This is a genomic window from Rhizobium acaciae, from assembly GCF_025941625.1.
GTDB classification, from domain to species: domain Bacteria; phylum Pseudomonadota; class Alphaproteobacteria; order Rhizobiales; family Rhizobiaceae; genus Rhizobium; species Rhizobium acaciae.
Genome location: NZ_JAPCZO010000014.1, coordinates 98714 through 118416, shown reverse-complemented (window position 1 = coordinate 118416; position 19703 = coordinate 98714). Strand labels below are relative to the sequence as shown.

General features: G+C 60.2%; 19 protein-coding genes and 2 pseudogenes. 6 read left to right on the top strand and 15 right to left on the bottom strand.

Annotation, left to right across the window (positions count from 1 at the left end; genetic code table 11):
* Window positions 1-5 precede the first annotated feature (5 nt).
* From OLZ32_RS22480 to OLZ32_RS22460, 5 genes are read right to left on the bottom strand one after another with little or no spacing between them, the layout of a single operon-like run.
* The gene (locus OLZ32_RS22480) at window positions 6-842 is read right to left on the bottom strand and encodes an ABC transporter substrate-binding protein (protein WP_020047826.1); all 837 of its coding nucleotides are present in this window, start codon (window positions 840-842) and stop codon (window positions 6-8) included.
* Between the two features lie 31 nt (window positions 843-873).
* Complete coding sequence (locus OLZ32_RS22475; protein WP_264398242.1) at window positions 874-1638, bottom strand: amino acid ABC transporter ATP-binding protein; 765 nt, start codon at window positions 1636-1638, stop codon at window positions 874-876.
* The gene (locus tag OLZ32_RS22470) at window positions 1635-2393 is read right to left on the bottom strand and encodes an amino acid ABC transporter permease (protein WP_003538412.1); all 759 of its coding nucleotides are present in this window, start codon (window positions 2391-2393) and stop codon (window positions 1635-1637) included. The genes OLZ32_RS22475 and OLZ32_RS22470 overlap by 4 nt, the downstream gene beginning before the upstream one ends.
* Window positions 2390-3097, bottom strand: a complete 708-nt coding sequence (locus OLZ32_RS22465) for an amino acid ABC transporter permease (RefSeq protein ID WP_003538411.1) — start codon at window positions 3095-3097, stop codon at window positions 2390-2392. Before OLZ32_RS22465 ends, OLZ32_RS22470 begins: the two co-directional genes overlap by 4 nt.
* A complete protein-coding gene (locus OLZ32_RS22460) occupies window positions 3094-3873 on the bottom strand; it encodes an SDR family oxidoreductase (RefSeq protein ID WP_264422656.1) in 780 nt (259 codons plus the stop codon). The genes OLZ32_RS22465 and OLZ32_RS22460 overlap by 4 nt, the downstream gene beginning before the upstream one ends.
* A 194-nt stretch (window positions 3874-4067) precedes the next feature.
* Between OLZ32_RS22460 and nac the strand changes: the two genes are divergently transcribed.
* Entirely contained in the window at window positions 4068-5027 is a 960-nt protein-coding gene (gene nac / locus OLZ32_RS22455) for a nitrogen assimilation transcriptional regulator NAC (protein ID WP_264422654.1), read from the top strand.
* A gap of 380 nt (window positions 5028-5407) precedes the next feature.
* Here the strand turns inward: nac and OLZ32_RS22450 are convergent, their stop codons facing one another.
* From OLZ32_RS22450 to OLZ32_RS22440, 3 genes and pseudogenes are all read right to left on the bottom strand, one after another.
* Window positions 5408-6397, bottom strand: a complete 990-nt coding sequence (locus OLZ32_RS22450) for a zinc-dependent alcohol dehydrogenase family protein (RefSeq protein WP_264422651.1) — start codon at window positions 6395-6397, stop codon at window positions 5408-5410.
* A gap of 61 nt (window positions 6398-6458) precedes the next feature.
* Window positions 6459-6761, bottom strand: a complete 303-nt coding sequence (locus OLZ32_RS22445) for an ArsR/SmtB family transcription factor (protein WP_264422649.1) — start codon at window positions 6759-6761, stop codon at window positions 6459-6461.
* A gap of 191 nt (window positions 6762-6952) precedes the next feature.
* Window positions 6953-7341, bottom strand: a pseudogene (locus tag OLZ32_RS22440) (hypothetical protein); the annotation flags it as partial.
* A gap of 306 nt (window positions 7342-7647) precedes the next feature.
* On the opposite strand from OLZ32_RS22440, the pseudogene OLZ32_RS22435 reads away from it, so the two are divergent.
* From OLZ32_RS22435 to OLZ32_RS22415, 5 genes and pseudogenes are all read left to right on the top strand, one after another.
* Window positions 7648-9406: pseudogene (locus tag OLZ32_RS22435) on the top strand (monovalent cation:proton antiporter-2 (CPA2) family protein).
* Window positions 9407-9844: 438 nt separating this feature from the next.
* Complete coding sequence (locus tag OLZ32_RS22430) at window positions 9845-10780, top strand: pirin family protein (RefSeq protein ID WP_264422647.1); 936 nt, start codon at window positions 9845-9847, stop codon at window positions 10778-10780.
* Window positions 10781-10873: 93 nt separating this feature from the next.
* Window positions 10874-12124, top strand: a complete 1251-nt coding sequence (locus OLZ32_RS22425) for an N-acetyltransferase (RefSeq protein WP_264422849.1) — start codon at window positions 10874-10876, stop codon at window positions 12122-12124.
* A 42-nt stretch (window positions 12125-12166) separates the two neighbouring features.
* Window positions 12167-12730, top strand: a complete 564-nt coding sequence (locus OLZ32_RS22420; RefSeq protein ID WP_264422645.1) for a hypothetical protein — start codon at window positions 12167-12169, stop codon at window positions 12728-12730.
* Window positions 12731-12778: 48 nt separating this feature from the next.
* Window positions 12779-13120: a hypothetical protein gene (locus OLZ32_RS22415; protein WP_264422643.1), complete on the top strand. Its 342-nt coding sequence runs from the start codon at window positions 12779-12781 to the stop codon at window positions 13118-13120.
* 248 nt (window positions 13121-13368) lie between these two features.
* Here the strand turns inward: OLZ32_RS22415 and OLZ32_RS22410 are convergent, their stop codons facing one another.
* The 7 genes from OLZ32_RS22410 to OLZ32_RS22380 form a co-directional block, all read right to left on the bottom strand.
* Window positions 13369-14571, bottom strand: a complete 1203-nt coding sequence (locus tag OLZ32_RS22410; RefSeq protein WP_264422641.1) for a pyridoxal phosphate-dependent aminotransferase — start codon at window positions 14569-14571, stop codon at window positions 13369-13371.
* Window positions 14572-14632: 61 nt separating this feature from the next.
* Window positions 14633-15400 carry a 5-oxoprolinase subunit PxpA gene (locus tag OLZ32_RS22405; protein ID WP_264422639.1) on the bottom strand — a complete coding sequence of 256 codons (768 nt, stop codon included), beginning with the start codon at window positions 15398-15400 and terminating at the stop codon, window positions 14633-14635.
* A 54-nt stretch (window positions 15401-15454) separates the two neighbouring features.
* Window positions 15455-16450, bottom strand: a complete 996-nt coding sequence (locus tag OLZ32_RS22400; protein WP_264422637.1) for a 5-oxoprolinase subunit C family protein — start codon at window positions 16448-16450, stop codon at window positions 15455-15457.
* Window positions 16447-17154 (bottom strand): 5-oxoprolinase subunit PxpB, encoded by a 708-nt coding sequence (gene pxpB, locus OLZ32_RS22395; RefSeq protein WP_264422635.1) that lies wholly within the window; start codon window positions 17152-17154, stop codon window positions 16447-16449. The genes OLZ32_RS22400 and pxpB overlap by 4 nt, the downstream gene beginning before the upstream one ends.
* Window positions 17151-17576, bottom strand: coding sequence for an acetyl-CoA carboxylase biotin carboxyl carrier protein (locus OLZ32_RS22390; protein WP_264422633.1), 426 nt, complete (start codon window positions 17574-17576; stop codon window positions 17151-17153). Before OLZ32_RS22390 ends, pxpB begins: the two co-directional genes overlap by 4 nt.
* Window positions 17573-18964, bottom strand: coding sequence for an acetyl-CoA carboxylase biotin carboxylase subunit (locus OLZ32_RS22385; protein ID WP_264422631.1), 1392 nt, complete (start codon window positions 18962-18964; stop codon window positions 17573-17575). Before OLZ32_RS22385 ends, OLZ32_RS22390 begins: the two co-directional genes overlap by 4 nt.
* Complete coding sequence (locus tag OLZ32_RS22380) at window positions 18964-19404, bottom strand: acetyl-CoA carboxylase biotin carboxyl carrier protein (RefSeq protein WP_264422629.1); 441 nt, start codon at window positions 19402-19404, stop codon at window positions 18964-18966. The genes OLZ32_RS22385 and OLZ32_RS22380 overlap by 1 nt, the downstream gene beginning before the upstream one ends.
* Between the last annotated feature and the right edge of the window lie 299 nt (window positions 19405-19703).

Below are 19703 nucleotides of genomic sequence, written 5' to 3'. Positions count from 1 at the left end.
AGGTCTTAAGGGATCGGGTCGAACTTCAGTTCCGAGAGCGATACGACCTTGTCGGTGCGCGTCATCTTGTATTCGGTATCCGGGCCGAGCCATTTGTCCCAGATCTTGTTGATCTCACCCGATGTGTCGAGCTTGCGAAGGATCTCGTTGATCTTGGCGGTCAGCGCCGGCTGATCCTTGGCCATGCCGATGCCGATCGGCTGGTACAGCATCGGCTCCTCGATCATCCGCATTGCTTTGCCCTTGCTCTTCGATTCATTGACGAACTTGGTCGTCGTCATGGTGTTGGCCACCATGCCGCGCGCCTTGCCCTGCTGGACGGCCAGATAGGCCGAGGCAGTATCCTGGAAGGTCAGCGGGTCGGACTTGTTGAGCTTGATCGACATCTCGGAGGTCGAACCCTTGGTCGAAGCGATGCGCTGGCCCGCGTAATCGGCCTTCGTCTTGCCGGCATCGTCGGCCGGCACGATCAGCATTTCCTTGGCGAGATAGTAGGGATCGCTGAACTGGATCTGCTCGGCGCGGCTCAGAGTATAGGCGAGGTTGGCAACGGTGATGTCGACGCGGCCGAGCTTGACCTCGGGCACGCGCGCCTCGACCGAAACCGGCTTGATCTCAGCCTTGACGCCCAGTTCCTTGGCGATGGCGCCGCAGAGATCGACGTCGAAACCGGCCATTTCGCGGGTCTTCAGATCGGGCGAAGCGAAGGGAGGAACGTCGGCGAAAGTTGCGCAGCGCAGGGTTTTCGCCGACATGATGTTGTCGAGCTGATCGGCTTGTGCGGGCAAGGCGGCCGCCATGCCGGCAAATGCGGCGGTGAGAGTTAGGCATTTCCAGTTCATTGCTGTTCTCCTTTGTTTTTGGTGGTTGTTATCAATGCCTGAGATCAGCGAGGAAACGCTGAGCCCGGGGATGGCGTGGATTGTTGAAGAATTCCTCGGGGGTCGCCATTTCGAGGATCTGGCCGGCATCGATGAACCAGACCCGATCCGCGACGTCGCGCGCGAAACCCATTTCGTGGGTGACGCAGAGCATGGTCATGCCTTCCGACGCCAGGCTCTTCATGACGGCCAGCACTTCGCCGACCATTTCAGGATCGAGCGCGCTGGTCGGCTCGTCGAACAGCATCACCGGCGGTTCCATGGCAAGGGCGCGGGCGATTGCCACCCGCTGCTGCTGGCCGCCCGAGAGTTGACCGGGATAGGCCCGCGCCTTGTCGGCAAGGCCGACCCGATCGAGAAGCTTGAGGGCCTTGTCCTCAGCAACATCCGGCGCCACGCCTTTCACTCGGATCGGCGACATCGAGACGTTTTCGACCACCGAAAGATGCGGAAACAGGTTGAAGTTCTGAAATACGAAGCCGATCCGGCTGCGCAGCGCATTGAGTTCCTTTGCCCGCATGGCGGCGTGGATGTTTTGCCCGTCGAGCGTGATCGATCCGCTGTTGATCTCCTCGAGGCGATTGATCGTGCGGATCAGCGTCGATTTTCCCGAACCGGACGGCCCGCAGATGACCACGACTTCGCCGCGCGAGACCTGCGCATCGATATCCTTCAGGACCGGATAGTCGCCGTAGCTCTTGCAGACTTGCGAAAGCCGGATCGTCTGCAATTCCTGGGCTGAAACTGAGATGGTCATAGCTGCTCCGATATGATTTTCGATGGCGCGACCAAGGCGGCGGCAGGAAGGTTGGAAAGTCCCGCACGTCGCCGCGTGATGCTCCGCTCGAGGCGATTTGCGAAGTAGGTGAGCGTCCAGCAGATGGCGAAGTAGACGATCGCCAGAATGAGGAAGACCTGGAAAGGCTGCGTCAGGAGTTGGTTGTTGACCTGGCTTGCGGCAAAGGTCAGGTCCGGCACGTTGATCACGTAGCCGAGCGTCGTGTCCTTGATCGTCGAGACGAAGGTGGAGATGATGCTCGGGATCATGTTGTAGAGCGCCTGCGGCAGGATGATGAAGCGCATCGCACCGATATAGCTGTGGCCAAGCGCACGCCCCGCATCCATCTGACCCGGTCCGAGCGCGACGATGCCGGCACGCACGACTTCGCTCAGGAACGCACTTTGATAGACCACGAGCGTCGTCAGCATCGTCACGAAGCTCGGCACATCGGCGCCGGTCAGCAGCGGAACGAGGAAATAGCTCCACAGGATGAGCATCAAGAGCGGCACGCCCCTGGTGAAATAGACAAGTGCCGTGACCGGCCAGCGCAGCAGCGGCGACCTGGAGAGCCGCGCCAATGCGAAGAGGATACTGACCGGAAAGGCGAGAGCGATGCTGAGTGCAGAAAGGATCAGCGTATTGGCGAGCCCGCCAAGCGGCCCGTTCGGATATTGGCCGATCAGCAGCAGCAGCCAGTAGTCTTGGACGATGGCGATCATGTCGTGGATCATGCGCGCGCGCTCCTGGCAGGATCAGCGCGCATCGACAGATAGGCGCCAATGCTCATGATCACGAGCGAGAAGAAAAGGTAGAGAACCGTGCCGATCAGGTAGATCTCGAAGGTCCGGAAGCTGAGGTTCTCGATTTCCTTGACGGCATGCGTCAGTTCCGAGGCTCCGATGACGACGGCGAGACTGCTGTTCTTGAACAGGGAAACGCTGTGATTGATGAGCGGCGGCAGCGCGTTGCGCACGCCTTGCGGCATGATGACGAAACGCATCGCCGAGACATAGCCGTGGCCAAGTGCACGGGCTGCCTGCATTTGGCCGGGACTGACCGAGCGCACGCCCGAACGAAGATCTTCGCTGAAATAGGCAGCCTGGCAGAGACCGAGCCCGATCACCGCGAAGATGGCCTCGGCATTATGGACGGCCAGCCATTCGGCTACTCCGCTTGGCATCAGGGTGAAAATCCCGAAATACCACAGCATCAGCTGAACCAGGGTGGGGACGTTCCGATGGTAAGAGACGTAAGCGGCGACTAACGGATCGCCGAAGCGAAAGGGCGACAAGCGCAAAGCCAGCAGCAGAAGTGCCAGCGCCATCGCCATAGACCAGGAGCCGGCATAGATGATGAAGGTCATCTCGATGCCATGCAGCAGCATGGCGGTATATTCCGGATTTCCGAGAATTGCCGAAAGGTCGAAACCGCTCACGGGTTTGGCTCCCCGGATTGATCCGGCTTTGCCGAAGGTTGGGGCTTTGCCGTCTGCAGCCCGCCCATGACCTGCAGCGTCGGCGTAATCTCCATGTGCCCGATGTTGACGGCGACGGCGGCTGCTATGGCGAAGGCAATCGCGTCGGCGATATCGGCTGGCTGCGGCAGTTCGAAGCCGTCGATGAATCGTTCCCGGATGCTGGGATCATCGCCGTGGACGTGATTGAAAATGTCCGTGGCGACCCGGCCGGGGCAGATTTCCGTGACCCGTACCCGCTTGCCGAAAGCGTCGATGCGCAGCTGGTTGGACAGCATGCTCACCCCTGCTTTGGTGGCGTGATAGGATGAATTTCCGCCGAAATTGTAGGCGCCGGCGATCGACGAGATGTTGATGACGTGCCCGCGGTCGCGCGCCACCATGCCGGGCACGACCATGCGGCAGATGTGTAGGACCGCCCGGAGATTGACGTCGACGATGAGATCGATATCGCCGTCCTCGGCTTCCAGGAACTTCTTCGGTCGGTCGACACCGGCATTGTTGACGAGAATATCGAACTCCACCCGACGTGTGAGCTCTGCCATGGCCTGACGGTCGGTCACATCGATGACGTGGGCGATGCAGCCGGTCCGCGCAGCCAGCTGCTGCAGCGCTTCGGCACTGCGGGCAACTGCATGGACCTCGATGTTCTCCCGGCGGAGCCGCTCAACCACGGCTGCGCCGATACCGGAAGATGCGCCGGTCACCAGTGCGGTCTTGTAGTCGGAGAATGGCATTGTCGTTCCCTTGTTGTTGATTGAGACAGTAGCGAAGCTTAAACCCCTTGCCTAAGACCGATTATCTCTGGAGCAATAAGCAACGGTTATGGAGCCGGCGCAGGCTGCTGAAGAAGAGAAAGAGCTGATGCCGGGCATCAGCTTGCGGCGTCCGGGCCTGAGGAAAGCAGCGACGGCGTCGCGTTGCAAAAGCAATGCGTGTCTGCAAACATGTAAGCCGCGCACATCAGAACGGTACCCCGATCCTCATGGACATCAGACGCCTCAAATCTTTCATCGTGATCGTCGATAGCGGCAGCATCACGCGAGCGGCGGACCTTTTGCATATCGCCCAGCCAGCGCTCAGCCAGCAGCTTGCCGCACTGGAGGAGCATTTCGGCCAGAAGCTGCTGATCCGCAGCCAGCAGGGCGTCAGCATGACCGATGCGGGACATGCGGTGTATCGTCATGCGCAGATTATCCTTCGGCAGATGGAGCAGGCGCAAGCGGATGCGTCGGCAGCCGGCAATTCGCTTGCCGGGCGTGTGTCCGTCGGCCTCGTGCCCTTCAGCAGTGCGGCTACGCTGTCGGTCGACCTCCTGGCGGAGACCCGGAAACGGCATCCCGGTATTCTGCTGCACCTGACCGAAAGCGTCGGCCAGACCTATAGCCAGATGATCATGAACGGCCGGCTGGAGATGGCGCTTCTCCATGGAACCGGACCGATCAAGGGTGTCCGGTTCGAGCCGCTCCTGAGCGAGGAGTTTTTCCTTGTCGCGCATCGGGACTTTGCGATCGAAGCGGATGTGAAACCCGTTCCGGTCAACACTCTCGACGGAATACCGCTGCTGTTGCCGCCGGTCTATAATTTCGTCCGCCGCGCGGTCGATACCGCCTTCACGCGCACCCGCACCAATTTGAAAGTCGTGGCGGAAGTCGAAATCGTTCGCACGCTGGCCCGTGCGGTGGGCAGCGGCCTCGGCGCGACGATCATGCCGAAAGCCATCGCCGACCGCATCGTATCGGAATCGAGCGAGCCGCTGATCTGCCGGCTCGTCTCGCCGCGGATCGAAGAAACCCTGTCGCTATGCGTTTCCGACCAGAATCCCCTATCGGAACCGGCCCTTGCCGTCCGGGACATCCTTCTCGAGTTGACCGCGCGCTTGAAAAACTAATCGGGCGCTTTGCGGACACCCGCGAAATTGCGGACGTTGTTGCATTTCTGGCAAGCCCCGACGCCAATATAATCGCCGGCACCATCATTCGGTAGACGGCGGCGCAAATGCTTAAGCCAGGCGTCCGTTAATCCTGCTGTCGTGGACGAGATGCAATCAGCGTCATCCAAGCGCTCGATCAGCGTCTCAGTCCGCGTTCCCCGAACTGTAACACAGTGTGGCTCTTAACGACACTAGCGTGTCTGAGATCGGGATGACAGTGTTGCTGCAGGCAGCGCCACTGTGCCCGCCACCAGAAGTCAGCCCCATCCAACAACGTTAAGCGACCATCAGCCTTTTCTCATAAATCATGGTTGCACCTTTAAAGTGAATTCGAGGTCTTATGAACTTGCACGCGCAGTGTCAGCCGACGGGTCGACTGCAATTGCGATCTTGCCCCGGACACCGTTGTTCGGGGTTTCCAGCAGCGCATGGGCGAGAGAGAGATCAGCGAGCGAATAAACAGCGCCAACGTGCGGCCGGAGCTGACCACGTTCAACCAACGTGGCAAGTTCGTCGAGCTTGCCCTGGTTCTGCCGGGTGAACACGAAGTGATAACTTGCATTCTTGCCCCAAGCCTCGATGAGGTTTTGTGGTTGGGCGATGTCCACGATCGAGACGACACGGCCAAGCTGGGCGAGCACGTTTGGGCTGCGGCTCAATGTATCGCCACCGAGCGTATCGAACACGACATCGACCCCGCGGCCATCCGTATCCCGCATAATGGCATCGATGTAGTCTTCCTTCCTGTAGTCGATGACCACATCCGCCCCAACGCTTCGTGCAAAGTCGAAGTTGTCTTCGCGTACGGTGGTGAATACCTTCGCACCTATGGCTTTCGCGACCTGGATAGCCACATGACCGACCCCTCCCGCGCCGCCGTGGATCAGAATGCTTTCCCCGACTCTTAAAGCTGCACGCGCGACGAGGGCCTCCCACGCCGTCCCGCCAACCAGGCTCAGGCTTGCTGCTTCGAGATGGCTTAGCGAGGAGGGTTTCCTTCCGATGATGTTTTCGTTCGCAACGTGGTATTCGGCATAACTTCCCGGCCCGTCAAATATTTGCGGAGTGTACCAGACTTCGTCTCCTGGAGAGAATGTCGTCACGCCTGGTCCGACTGCTTCGACAACCCCGGATACGTCATGACCGGTAATGGCCGGCAATGGTACCAAGTCGCGATAGTCGCCGCGCCGAACCTGGTAATCCAATGGGTTGATCGACGTAGCATGCACACGCACCAGGACTTGTCCCGCGTGCGGGACAGGCTTTGGTACTTCGCAAAGCTCGAACGATTCCGGGCCACCAAAGGAGTTAAGTGTCATCGCTTTCATTGCGGATCCTCGCTTCCGTAAAAAGGAATATAGGGAATTGTCGATATATCACGATAAATGATCACAGGTCTTTCCCTATGATCTCTGCAAGAGCACTGATGGTCGCCTCGTTCCGTTTGTAGTAAGTCCATTGACCGATGCGTCTGACTTCCACCAGGCCAGCCCGTTGCAACGTTGCAAGATAATCGGACACTGTCGACTGCGACAGTCCGACACCTTCCTGTATACTACTCACGCAGACCCCCACCGTATGAACGTCACCTTCATCCTGCGGAGGGAAGTTTTTCACGGGATTCTTCAAACCCTGCACGATTTCAAGACGTGTCCGATTTGAGAGGGCTTTGAATATTTCGAGCAATTCCATGCCCTAAGAATATCGAGATTTACCGATATGTCAATGCAATAACGACGGCCATGTCTGCGGCTTCGGTGAAGGGAAGCTGGATGGCAGCGCAGCGAAGGGCCGGCGTATCTGTAGTCCCCTATGACCTGGCGTCCGGCTGCCATCGGCCGGAAGGCAACGAAAGGCCCATCAACCTCCGCAGCGGTCGCGCTCTAATGCCTCAACCGCTTCACGAAGACGGCGTTTTTCGAAAACAGTGCGCATTGCTTCGCGGCTTCCTCGATCAAATCTGCCACGACCTCCGGTCTCGAGATCATACGATCGTGCGCTTGGAGCCCGCTCGTTCGGCCATGAACCCAAGCGCCTTGGCTGGGATATTCTTGTCGCCGTCACCATACACGAGATACGACGGCAGCGATTTCCAAGCCGGTTCTCCGGTCTTTTCCGTCAAGACCTTTTCAGTAATGGGTCGTTGGCCAGCCGCCATCAACGCAGCCGCTTCGGCCGGAACGTCGTGAACGAACTGGCCGCGGAACTTCGCCTGATCGATGTAGAGGTCAACACCACCGTCAACGAGCTTGACCGACGGAGCAAAGCGCCCTCGTTTTTTTGGCTGCGCTTAATTTGCAGAGTTTGAGCCTGGGAGCTAGCGATTTGGCGTTCCACTATCCGCGACGACGTTTTGCAGTTCGCGCGACTATCCAGCTCATATTCGCAACGCTACCAACAGCGGTTGGGGAAAATCGATGGCGATGGACCTGCAGGTGGCTTTCATCCGACTGAACCAAGGTCAAACTCCCATGCGAATTGCGGGTTGCCTGTGAAATGCGTCGCGACATGAGTAACAGGCGACCGTTATCGACCAAGCCTCGGTCGCTTAAGCGTATGAGATTGGGAAGGCGAAGGAATGGCTGAAGCAAGCTTGGGACAAACGATCGGACCTGCGATCGTTCTGATGGGGGCGGCTGTTGCCGCAGTACCTCTATTTCGGTGGCTCGGACTGGGATCTGTCCTGGGCTACTTTGCTGCCGGTGCGCTTGTCGGTCCATCGGTGCTCGGACTGTTCACTGACGCCCTGTCCATATTACATTTCTCGGAACTTGGGGTGGTGATGTTCCTGTTCGTGATCGGACTGGAACTGCGCCCGCACAAGCTTTGGGCCATGCGTGGCCAGATCTTCGGATTGGGGCTCGTGCAGGTGGCGGCGGCAATCGGGGTCCTTGCGCTGACAGGCACGCTTGTCTTCGGCCTGTCCGGTCCGGTGGCCTTCATCGCCGGGGCAGGTTTCGTCCTCTCCTCGACCGCCGTCATAATGTCGGTCCTTCAGGATCGCGGAGATCTCTCGAGCGTCGAGGGGCAGAAATCGGTCTCGATCCTCCTCTTCGAGGATCTCATGATTGTCCCGCTTCTGGCGGTGGTCGCATTCCTGTCGCCTCTGTCCCAGGGACAGTCGGGATGGACGGACATCCTGCTGGCATTTGGCGCGCTGCTCGTGCTTCTGGGCGTATCAAGATGGTGGCTGAACCCGTTCTTCGCCCTGCTGGCGCGCGCGCGAACGCGCGAAGTTATGACGGCTGGCGCGCTGCTTGTGGTTCTTGGAGCTGCGCTGCTGATGGACGTGGCTGGCCTCTCCATGGCAATGGGCGCATTCCTTGCCGGGGTGATGCTATCGACTTCAAGCTACCGCCACCAGATCGAGAGCGACATCGAGCCGTTTCGCGGCCTACTCATGGGCCTGTTCTTTCTGGCAGTTGGCATGTCGCTCGACCTTTCCGTTGTTGCCGCGGAATGGTGGCTTTTGTTGTTGATGCTGGCTGCATTCATCATCGCAAAAGGTGTCGTGGTCTATGCGGTCGCGCGCGTGTTCGGCAGTTCCAATCATCAAGCATTGCGCCGCACCTCGATGTTCCTGCAGGGCGGCGAATTCGCGTTCGTGCTCTTTGCTGCTGCGACCACAGGCGGAGTGATTGATGCGCGCGACAATGCGCTGTTTACCACCGTGGTGATCTTTTCCATGGCCCTCACGCCGCTTCTCATGATCGCGGCAGACCGGCGGCTGCGAAGCGAAGCGTCGATGGATGGCGTCGAGGCAGCACGCGATCTGACTGGAAAGGTGCTTCTTATCGGTTTCGGTCGCTTTGGTCAGATCGCTTCGCAGTTGCTGCTCGCCAAGGGGGTCAGCCTCCCCGTGATCGACATGAACACTGATCGAATCCGTGATGCGGGACGGTTCGGGTTCAAGGTCTTTTTCGGCGACGGTACCAGGCTCGATACCCTGCGCCATTCCGGCGCAGGGTCCGCCGATGCGCTCATGATCTGCGTCAACGACCCGAAAGCCGCAATGCACATGGTAGAATTGGCACAGCATGAATTTCCGCAGGCCAGGATTCTTGTGCGAAGCTATGATCGCGGACACGCGGTCGAGCTGATCCGTGCCGGGGTGGACTATCAAATCCGCGAGACGGTTGAATCCGCATACCTGATGGGAACCGAAGGCTTGCGAGCGTTGGGATACGCCGAGTTGGATATCGAGGAAGCCGCTGAAGACGTCCGAGCGTCTATCGGAGCAAGTGCAAGGCGACGCTATGTCAGGCCGCGACAGGCTGCACATCCAACCCATTCCGGAACCCTTGAGGAAAGTATCGGCGCCAAGCTTCTTCTCGTAGCCAAGGAAAGCACATGAAAGCCGCAGTGTATCACGCCCGCGATCCTCCGACAGTCTTGCGATATGCCGATGTGCCTAATCCCGTCTGTGGGCCGGATGACGTCATGTTCTCTGACAGGCGACGCGGGCTGGCGGAGCTGGCGCGCGTGACCCGAGGCGTCGCGTCAGCTATTATGGCCGCCGACTTTGCCTGTCGAGGCCGTCGGCGGACCGCAGCTCCATCAATGAGGTTTATGCTTAGTCGGACGATGCGCGGTCGCGCGGTGGGATCTGGGCGGCGCTGTGTTCCGTTTATTGCGACACAGCTCACCGCGCCGCGCAACTAGTCGTGACAGCGGCCACCCATTAGTGGTCTCGCTCGAGATCCGTCGGGACATGCAGTGGCTCCTGCGCACTATGCGGGTCCCGGATCGCAAGCACACAGGAGTGGTAAACACGCATGAGCTGGAACCCCGCAATTGAACCAGGTTGTCCCGATGAAGTTGGCTTCGACGCGATCGAAACCCTGATAGTGCCGAGGTCGCGCGACATTGGCGGTTTCGAGGTTCGGCGCGCTTTACCCGCACCAAAGCGGCAGATGGTCGGGCCGTTCATCTTCTTCGACCAAGCTGGGCCGGCCGAACTGTTGACTGGGCAGGGCATCGACGTTCGGCCTCACCCGCATATCGGCCTCGGCACGGTCACCTACCTTTATCGCGGTGACTTTCACCATCGCGACAGCACCGGGGCCGACCAGATCATCCGTCCCGGCGAGCTGAACTGGATGGTAGCTGGCCGCGGCGTGTCACATTCGGAGCGCACGACGGCAGCGGCCCGAACCGGGCCTAACAGCTTGTTCGGGATCCAGACCTGGCTCGCTCTGCCCGAAAGCCACGAAGACATGGATCCCACCTTTGAGCACTACGGCAAAGAGGTATTGCCGGTCATTGAGGACCAGGGCGCTTCTGTCCGCCTCATCCTCGGAAACGCCTACGGCGAGATCGCGCCCGCCACCATGTTCTCCGAGACATTTTACGCCGACGTAACCTTGGAACCAGGAAGTCGCCTGCCGTTGCCGGACAATCACGAGGACAGAGGCATCTACATCGTCGAAGGTTCGATCTCGATCGCCGGCCGGGACTACGAGGCACCGCAGATGATGGTGTTCCGCCCCGGCGACAAGATCACAGTCGCAGCGGGTAGCCGAGGCGCGCGTCTCATGATCCTCGGCGGTGCAACGCTTGCAGGGCCACGATACATCTGGTGGAACTTCGTAGCCTCTTCGAAGGAGCGTATCGAAGAAGCCAAAGAGGAATGGCGTGCGCAGAATTGGGGCAAGGGACGCTTTGACCTCCCGATCAACGACCGGGATGAGCACATTCCTCTTCCGGAGTGACAGCGCGGTCCCGCATTCGCTCAAGCGAACTTGATTGATCCAGTGCGGCAAGCACAGCCTCGCATTTTAAGTTCAACTAGATGGAGAAAGCGAATGAACAACGAATGGCCACGCCTCGATTATCTTAGCTGGCGCGAAACCTGTTCCGCCCTGCATCTTTACCTGCAAGTTGTCGGCAAGTATCGGCTGGCTCATACGCCGTGGCTCAATCATTCCTGGAACGCGACCTTTTACGTGACGCCTTCCGGCCTGATATCGTCCCCGATTCCCGACGGCCCTGGCATCGAGATCCTGTTCGACTTTCATGATCATGCGGTCGTGGGTATGAGCGGCGACGGGCGCCGGACCTCTTTTGCGCTGGGGACATCCACGGTCGCGGAGTTCCATACCGATTTCGCTCAGCTGATCTCCAAGCTCGGCGGCACCCCGGACTTCCACGGCCAACCCAATGAGGTGCCAGATCCTGTTCCGTTCGATGAGGACCATCGTGACCGCCCCTATGACCGTGATGCCGTTCGACGTTTTCATCAGGCGTGGATGGCAGTGGACGCGGTTTTCAAGACATTTCGGACGTCCTTTCTCGGGAAATCCAGCCCCGTGCACCTTTTCTGGGGCAGTCTCGATCTGGCGGTCACACGATTTTCTGGAAAGCGCGCTCCCATCCATCCCGGCGGCATTCCGGCATTGCCGGATAGCGTGACGCAGGAAGCCTATGACCGAGAGGTTTCCTCGGCGGGCTTCTGGCCCGGCGGCGGTGGCATCGATTATCCCGCATTCTACGCCTATGCCTATCCGGCACCAAACGGCTTTCGGGCTGCGTCCGTCCAGCCCGATGCTGCTTTCTGGCATGAAGGCATGTCGGAGTTCATCCTGCCCTATGATGCAGTTCAATCTGCCGCCGATCCTGATGCAGCCTTGATGTCCTTTCTCGTTTCGACCTACGAAGCTGCCGCCAATCTGGGAGGGTGGGACCGCGAATTGCTTGAGTGCACGCATGGACAGCGCGGCAAGGTTCGATTGCCGGACGCTGAGCGTCCGCAGAAGGCTGCCCCATCGGCCAGCGAGACGGTTGAACGGGAGGATGGGCCATCGAAGGGGCGATACCGCATCGTCATCGATGGCGTCGAAGCGGAGATGACCTACAGTCGCGCTGGTAAAGAACTGATCATTATCGACCATACCGACGTTCCTGCCGCTTTGCGTGGCCGGAAGGTCGGTGAACGCCTTGTACGGCAAGCGGTCGAGGATGCCCGGAGCGAAGGGGTTGCGATCATTCCCCTCTGCCCATTTGCCAAAGCCCAGATCGAGCGTCATCCAGAGTGGCAGGATGTTCTTCGCAAGTGATCAACCTGCCGAGCAGCGGCTGCACCAGCATTTGAGGATAGCATGCAGAAAGAAACCTATCGATTTCAGGAGGCAGATGACGCCCTGTTGGCCGCTGTCGATGAAGCAATTGAGCGCGCCGTTGAGGCTGCAGGGCATGAACTTCAGTCGCCCGGTGTCGGCAGATCACCATATGATTACTTTGCGGACGCCGCACTCCGTCACCTGTTCCTGCGTCTGTGCGGCGCCAATCCAAAAACCAATACGGGAGGAGATCCCGAAATAGCATGGAAAATTCTCTATGCAGGGCGCAATGCCGCGCGTCATTGGGAGAGGGAGCGCGGCGGTCAACCGGCGCTTCGGAAGAAAAAGGAACGCCGGGAGGATGCCGAGAAAGATGCGAGTGAACGCCAGCAACTGGCACTCTCCGCACAGAACTTCGCGTTGAGAACTGTTATTCGCGCATTAGTCGACCACGCGCGCGCCTCAGATCCACAGATCAACGACCGCCTACACGCGGCGATCGACGCTCGCCATGCGGGGCTTGGGAACGTATCCGACACCGACCGCGAGTTCACGCAGAAAGCAAAAAACTATCTGTCGCTTCTCACCTCCCCGCCAGAGTAAACGCAGTGACTGCACAACCGGACACCTTCAAAGATTACGGAGTTAGTAGTGACAGAATATTGCCCTGTTCTTACACCGGCTGAAAGCCAAATCGCCGACGTCATCAGGCGTGCGGACAGGACATTGGCTGCCGCGGTATCGTTAGCTTTGGAAGAGGCGGCCAAACAGGCTGCCGAGGGCATGCGAACAATCGGCCAGGAGGACGCCACGCCGGCCCTGCAATATTTTGCAAGCGTCGTTCATCAGCATATGTATTGTCTGATGTGTGGTGCGGACCCGGACACTCTTGAAGGAGGCAATCCGGATATCGCCTACCATGTCCTCCGCAACAGTCAGAACATCGCCAAGCACTACTGGTCTGCGGATATCGAGCCCTACCCACCCAGGTAGTAGTGGGCTGTCTCGTGTCAACCCCGCGCAGGCTGTTCAAGGGGCGCTAGTCTAGTTCTGGATGAGCAAGGCGGGCAATGATGAGCGAGGGACAAGTTGAGCACCGAACTGCCGACGGAATAGCGCTGATGCTTTGAGCTCAAGTTTCATAAGTAGGCGTTATGCCTCGAGGTCCGATTTATCAAGCATTTGACTGACCTGAGTAAGGCGTCGCCGGTTCAGATCCTTTCTAAAAAGCTCGCTGCCGATCAGCGCATTTCCTTACAAAACTGAGCTATGCGCGCGCATCCTTCGCCGAGTTTCTCCATGCTGGTCGCGTAGGAAATACGAAAGAACGGGCTCATTCCGTAAGCCGCTCCTTGCACGGTCGCGACATGGTGCTCTTCGACGAGCGCCATAACGAAATCGACGTCGGTCTCGATCTTTCGCCCGCCCTTGCTGGTCTTGCCGATCAGCCCCGAGATATTCGGGTAGATGTAGAAGGCGCCTTCGGGCCTATGGCAGCGCAGCCCGTCCACTTCCGACAATCTGTCGAGGACGAAGTCGCGTCTTTCCTTGTAGATCGCGGCACGCTCCTTCAAGAGATCCTGAGGTCCATCGAGCGCCGCGGTCGCCGCAGCCTGGGTCAGCGTCGCGATGCCGCCGCCATTCTGGCCGTTGACGTTGCTGACGGCAGAGATCAGCTCTTTCGGCCCGGCGCAAAAGCCGAGCCGCCAGCCTGTCATTGCATAAGCCTTGGAGACGCCGTTCATCGTCAGGACGCGCTCATAGAGCCCGGGCTCGACTTCGGCGATCGTGCAGAACTGGAAGTCGTCATAGACCAGGTGTTCGTAGATATCGTCGGTCATGATCCAGACATCGGGATGACGCAGCATGACCTCGGCGATGGCAGCCATCTCCGCCCGGGAGCAGGCGGCTCCGGTCGGATTGTTCGGGGAATTCAGGAAGAGCCACTTGGTGCGCGGCGTGATCGCCGCCTCCAGATCCTCGGGACGCAGCTTGAATCCGTTCTGCTCGTGGCAGGGGACGGCGACCGGGACGCCGCCGGCGAATTTGACGATATCCGCATAGCTGACCCAGGAGGGCGTGGGAATGACGACCTCGTCGCCCGGATTGCAGGTCGCCAGCATGACATTGAAGATCACCTGCTTACCGCCGCCCGAGACGACGATCTGGCTGGCATCATAGTCGAGATTGTTGTCCCGTTTGAACTTCCGGATGATGGCGGATTTGAGCGCCGGCGTTCCGTCCATCGGAGGATATTTCGTATCGCCCGCAAGAGCTGCCGCATGAGCCGCCTCGATCGCGTGCGCCGGAGTGGGGAAATCCGGCTCGCCAGACGAGAGGCTGACGACCTTGATGCCTTTGGCGGCCAGTTCCCTGGCGCGCTGGGTCATGGCGGCGGATGCGGATATGGAGACGTTTTTCAGGCGGTCAGCGATGACGGACATCGACATGGTCCTTCGATGAGAGATGGGAACGGGAAACCGCCCGCGGGCGATCGGGATTGCGTCAGTCGGCGAGTTCGGCGGCAGGCGCTAGCGCAGCACCCGTGGCTTCGATTTCGCCGCGTACGATGCCGGCAAGCTCGAGGGCGCCGGGTGTGTCGCTATGGACGAGAATGGAGCGGGCCGGCATCGCGATCACGGCTCCGTCGATTGTATCGACGATTCCTTCGAGCAGGAATTGTCGCACACGCGCACGCACCGCGGCTTCGTCCTTGATGACGGCGCCAGCGAGCCCGCGCGCGACGAGTTTTCCGCCGGCGTCATAGGCCCGGTCCGCAAGGAAAAGCGCCAGGGTCTTCAAGTGCGCGCGTCTGGCCGCCTGCTGAATCTCGCTGCCATGGGTCACGAAGACGACGAGACCAGCATCGACCGTGGCGATCGCATCCATCATCAGATCGGCCAGCACAGGATCGCGGTTGACCATATTGCCCATGGCCGCGTGGAAGCTGATATGGGAGACAGTGACACCCTCGGCTTTGGCGATCGCCATCAGGGCGCCGAGCTGATAGAGCATCTGCTGGCGAAGCTCGTCTGCCGAAAACGCTATTTCGCGCCGGCCGAACCCCAGCCGATCGGGCAAGCCCGGATGCGCGCCGATGCCGACGCCGTTCAGTTTCGCAAGCCGGACCATACGCCCCATCGTATCGGGGTCGCCGCCATGGAAACCGCAGGCGATGTTGGCCGACGAGACGAGTTTCATCATCGCTTCGTCGTCGCACAGCCGGTAGGGGCCAAAACCTTCGCCCATGTCGGAATTCAGATCGATCTTCATCGGTTCCTCCCTTTGACGGCTGGTATGTCTTTGTGTTCCCGCATGCCGCCCACATCAGGCCATCGCCTTCAGGGCGCGCTTGACCATCCGGGACGTTTGCCTGACGTCGTCGACATAGCGGGCGACGGCCTGCTCCACCGCACGCGCCTCGGCATGCGTCGAGCGAACGAAGCTCAGGCGGGCGCCGATACGGGCTTGCCCGAGCCGCCACAGGTCGCACTCGATCACGCCGGCGATCTTCGGATAGCCGCCGGCGGTGTTGGCATCGCTCATCTGCACGATCGGCTCGCCGCCGGGCGGGACCTGGATCACGCCGGGCACGACGCCGTGGGAGCGCATCTCGATGGATGCCGTCGGCTTGATCGGCTCGCCTGACAATCGGTAGCCCGTCCGGTCGCTTCGCGAGGAAATCCTCCAGGTCTGGCTCCAGAAGGCTTCGCCATCTCCGGCGAAAAGATCGTGCTCGCCGGCCGGCAGGGCACGGATCGGCAGCGTGCCGTCGACAGCAGCCGGGAAGACATCGCGCAGTGCCACGGCCGGTTCGACGACGGCAAGACCCGAGGCCGGCAGCATGGCGATCTCTGCGTCCTCGCCGACCGCGATCCGATCGCCCTTCGCCAGAGGCCGGCCGGCATTGCCGCCAAAGCCGCCGCGCAGCGACGTGCTTCGCGAGCCCATGATAACGGGGATATCCAGCCCACCTCCGACCGAGATATAGGAGCGCGCCAGCCGTGGAGGCTGTTTCAGTTCGAGAACCTGTCCGGGCTCCGCGATGTAAGCGCACCAGGCAAGCATTTCCGATCCGTTGAGATGAGGATTGCCGTCGGCGCCGGTCACCGCAAAGACCACGCGCTGCTCGAAACGCAGGCTGAACGGGAAGGTCTGCACCTCTAACGCGGCGGCATTTTCATCATTGCCAACGAGGATGTTGCCGATCCGGACCGCAAGCGGATCCATCGCGCCGCTGGCCGATACGCCGATGTCGCGATAGCCGGGGCGGCCAAGATCCTGCACCGTGTTGAACGGGCCGCTTTCGATGATCTCGATCATAGCTCAATCCCTGCTGGCAGGAACCGCACCGTATCTCCCGGCGCCATCATGGCGGGGGTCGGCGACGTGGGGTCGAACATCTCAAGCGTCGCATAGCCGATGGAATTCCAGCCGTTGGGGCCTGTGAGCATGGCGACGCCGGTCTGCATGCCGCCGATGGTCACGCAGCCCTTCGGCATCTTCAGCGAGGGCACGGTCTTTCGCGGCATGTAGATGCGCGGATCGAGGCCATGCAGATAGCCGAAACCGGGAGCGCTGCCCAAGGCGAAGACACGGTAGGTCGCTTCATGATGGATGCGGACGACTTCGCGATCGCTCAAACCCGAGAGATCGCAAAGGGCCGGCAGATCAATCGCATATTCGCCGCCATAATGGACGGGAATCTCGATGGTCTTGCCCTTGAGGTCGATGCTGCGGGCATTCTCCCATGCCTCCAGCAGCCGGGCGACCACCGCATCAGGATCCTCGGGCGTCTCCTTGAAGATCACCAGCAGGTTGGTCATGCCGGGAATGTTTTCCGCAAGGTCTGCCCAACCTTTCACGGTCTGGGACAGAGCCCAGATCCGCCGCTGCGCGATGAGATCGAAGTCGCCCGGCGCCTCGAGTAGGAAGGATCTGGCGCCGATCGAGGAAACCCGCGCCCGGCTTTTGGTGGCCGGAACGATCTCGCGTTGCGATGCATGTCTGTTCGTCGTGGCGATCATGATGGGAGCTCGATTTCGAACAGAGGATCACCAAAGCCGACCAGCGCTCCGGGCTCGGCGAGCAGCCTGGTCAAAACACCGGAGTGTCCGGCGCGAAGGGGATGCAGGATGTGCCCTACCCCGACAAAGCCAACGATATCCGCATCGGATACGGAGCGCGGCAGATTTTGCGGCGCGGCGTAGGTGGCCGGGTGCTCGACACAGAAGCGGCCGGCCATCGGCGCCTTCACGACGGCCGACGCGGAGCCGGGAGCGCGTGGCGTCGCTCCGGTCGAGCTGATCCGGGCGCCGTCTTTTCCGGCGATGACGATGCGAAGCTGTCCGCCGGGCCGGGAGATTTCGAGACCGTCCACGCCGGCGACCGTCAACGCCTCGGTGAGCAATGCGATGGTCGCCGGATCGCTGAAATCGATCGCGCTCATGCCGCCCTCCGCAGCTTCAGCCATTGTTCGAGATAATGAATGTCCGTCTCGCCCTGCGCGAATGGACCGTCCTCGAACAGAGCGCGCAGGAAAGGGATATTGGTGGAAATTCCCTCGACTTCAGTGCCGGCAAGCGCTTCGCGCATTCTTGCCATTGCTTCCGCCCGCGTCGGAGCATGAACGATCAGCTTGGCGATCAGCGAATCGTAATAGGGCGAGACCTTGTAGCCGGCATGAATATGCGTATCGACGCGGATGCCTGGTCCCGCCGGCAACGCCAGATGGGTGACGACACCCGCCGAGGGCAGGAAGCTATCCGAATCTTCGGCGTTGATACGGCATTCGAAGGAATGGCCTTCGCAGGTCACGTCGCCTTGGGTGAGATCCAGAACGTGACCCTGAGCCACCCCTATCTGCGCCCGGACGATATCGACACCGCTCGTCATCTCGGTCACGGGATGTTCGACCTGAAGCCGCGTGTTCATCTCGATGAAATAGAAAGCGCCGTCCTCATAGAGGAATTCGAAGGTCCCGACGCCCCGGTAGCCGATCTGAAGGCAGGCCTGCACGCAAGCCAGGCCGACCGGCTGGATGATGTCGGGCGCAATTCCCGCAGCCGGTGCCTCCTCAACCACTTTCTGATGGCGGCGCTGCATCGAGCAATCCCGATGGCCCAGCCACACGGCATTGCCGTGATCGTCGCAAATGACCTGGATCTCGATGTGGCGCGGATGCTCTAAGAATTTCTCCATGTAGAGCGAGGGTGAGCCGAAGGCCTTGCGAGCCTCTTCCCGCGTCAGCGCGATTGCTTCATGGAGCAAATCGGCCTTTGGCACGACGCGCATGCCGCGTCCGCCGCCGCCGCCGGCTGCCTTGATGATGACGGGATATCCGATTTCCAGCGCTATGCGCTCGATCGTGGCGGGGTCATCGGGCAGCGCGGTATCCGGACCGGGAACGCAGGGGACGCCGGCTGCCATCATCGCCCGTTTTGCCGAAATCTTGTCGCCCATGATGGCAATCGATGAAGCGGTCGGACCGATGAAGATCAGGCCGGCCTTTTCGACGGCGTCGGCAAAGGCGGCATTTTCCGACAGAAAACCGTAACCCGGATGGATGGCACCTGCACCGGCCAGACGCGCCGCCAGAAGGATGGCATCCTGATTGAGGTAGCTCTTGGCAGCACTCGACGGACCGATGCACAGAAAGCTGTCGGCGGTGCTGCCGTAGGGCGCTTCCCTGTCTGCCTCGGAGCAGATGGCGACAGTCTTCAGACCGAGCTCGCGGCAGGCGCGCTGAATCCGGACTGCGATCTCGCCGCGATTGGCGATCACAACGGTGTCGAAGCGGTGCCCGGCAGCAGCGGAATGTTCGGACGTTTCCGGCATCAGGCAATCTCCGCCAGCAGATCGCCGGTCTCGACCTCGCCGTGGTCGATTTCGGTGAGATGCGTGATGCGCCCCGATCGCGGCGCAACGATCGTGTTGAAGACCTTCATCGCCTCGATGATGAAAAGGGTCTGCCCCTCTTCCACCTCGTCACCGATTGCGACGAATGGTGGTTCCCCAGGCGCCGGGGTCCGGTGCAGAACGCCGAAGACCGGCGCCTTCACCGCATAGATTTTCTCAGGCCTCGAAGGCCTATCGGCGCAGGCATCCTGGGCAGGGCTTGTCGTCGATCCTGCCTCTTGCTCGCGCTCGGCAACAGCCTCCTGACCCGGCGACGTGCGAAAGATCCGAACCGTCACGTCCTTTTCCGTCACGGTCAGCTCGGTAATGTTCGATCGTCCGACAAAGTCGATCAGCGTCTTGATCTTCGAGAGGTCCATATGCGTGCTCGGAATTTCAAAATTCGACCGCGCGGACCCGAAGTTTCAAGTCGCTCGGTGTTATGATTTTTCGTAGCACGACGCGTCGACTGATGGGGTCAGACGAAGTTTTGATGGAGCGCAATCCGAGACCTGTGGGGCATATCGCCGAACGCTTGCGAATTTCCCTCAACCACAGCCGACGGCAACCGGAAGCCCTAGCGAGAAGAGATTGCTCGGCGATGTTGGCCTTGATAGGATTCGAACCACGACCGCGCTCGTTTCTCGCTCGGGCTCTTCCGTAAATCCCTTATAATTTG

Bases quoted from the DNA above. Each gene is read 5' to 3' on its own strand.
- OLZ32_RS22480 (WP_020047826.1), bottom strand. From the start codon at position 842: ATGAACTGGAAATGCCTAACTCTCACCGCCGCATTTGCCGGCATGGCG.
- OLZ32_RS22475 (WP_264398242.1), bottom strand. From the start codon at position 1,638: ATGACCATCTCAGTTTCAGCCCAGGAATTGCAGACGATCCGGCTTTCG.
- OLZ32_RS22470 (WP_003538412.1), bottom strand. From the start codon at position 2,393: ATGATCCACGACATGATCGCCATCGTCCAAGACTACTGGCTGCTGCTG.
- OLZ32_RS22460 (WP_264422656.1), bottom strand. From the start codon at position 3,873: ATGCCATTCTCCGACTACAAGACCGCACTGGTGACCGGCGCATCTTCC.
- nac (WP_264422654.1), top strand. From the start codon at position 4,068: ATGCGTGTCTGCAAACATGTAAGCCGCGCACATCAGAACGGTACCCCG.
- OLZ32_RS22450 (WP_264422651.1), bottom strand. From the start codon at position 6,397: ATGAAAGCGATGACACTTAACTCCTTTGGTGGCCCGGAATCGTTCGAG.
- OLZ32_RS22445 (WP_264422649.1), bottom strand. From the start codon at position 6,761: ATGGAATTGCTCGAAATATTCAAAGCCCTCTCAAATCGGACACGTCTT.
- OLZ32_RS22430 (WP_264422647.1), top strand. From the start codon at position 9,845: ATGAGCTGGAACCCCGCAATTGAACCAGGTTGTCCCGATGAAGTTGGC.
- OLZ32_RS22425 (WP_264422849.1), top strand. From the start codon at position 10,874: ATGAACAACGAATGGCCACGCCTCGATTATCTTAGCTGGCGCGAAACC.
- OLZ32_RS22420 (WP_264422645.1), top strand. From the start codon at position 12,167: ATGCAGAAAGAAACCTATCGATTTCAGGAGGCAGATGACGCCCTGTTG.
- OLZ32_RS22410 (WP_264422641.1), bottom strand. From the start codon at position 14,571: ATGTCCGTCATCGCTGACCGCCTGAAAAACGTCTCCATATCCGCATCC.
- OLZ32_RS22405 (WP_264422639.1), bottom strand. From the start codon at position 15,400: ATGAAGATCGATCTGAATTCCGACATGGGCGAAGGTTTTGGCCCCTAC.
- OLZ32_RS22400 (WP_264422637.1), bottom strand. From the start codon at position 16,450: ATGATCGAGATCATCGAAAGCGGCCCGTTCAACACGGTGCAGGATCTT.
- pxpB (WP_264422635.1), bottom strand. From the start codon at position 17,154: ATGATCGCCACGACGAACAGACATGCATCGCAACGCGAGATCGTTCCG.
- OLZ32_RS22390 (WP_264422633.1), bottom strand. From the start codon at position 17,576: ATGAGCGCGATCGATTTCAGCGATCCGGCGACCATCGCATTGCTCACC.
- OLZ32_RS22385 (WP_264422631.1), bottom strand. From the start codon at position 18,964: ATGCCGGAAACGTCCGAACATTCCGCTGCTGCCGGGCACCGCTTCGAC.
- OLZ32_RS22380 (WP_264422629.1), bottom strand. From the start codon at position 19,404: ATGGACCTCTCGAAGATCAAGACGCTGATCGACTTTGTCGGACGATCG.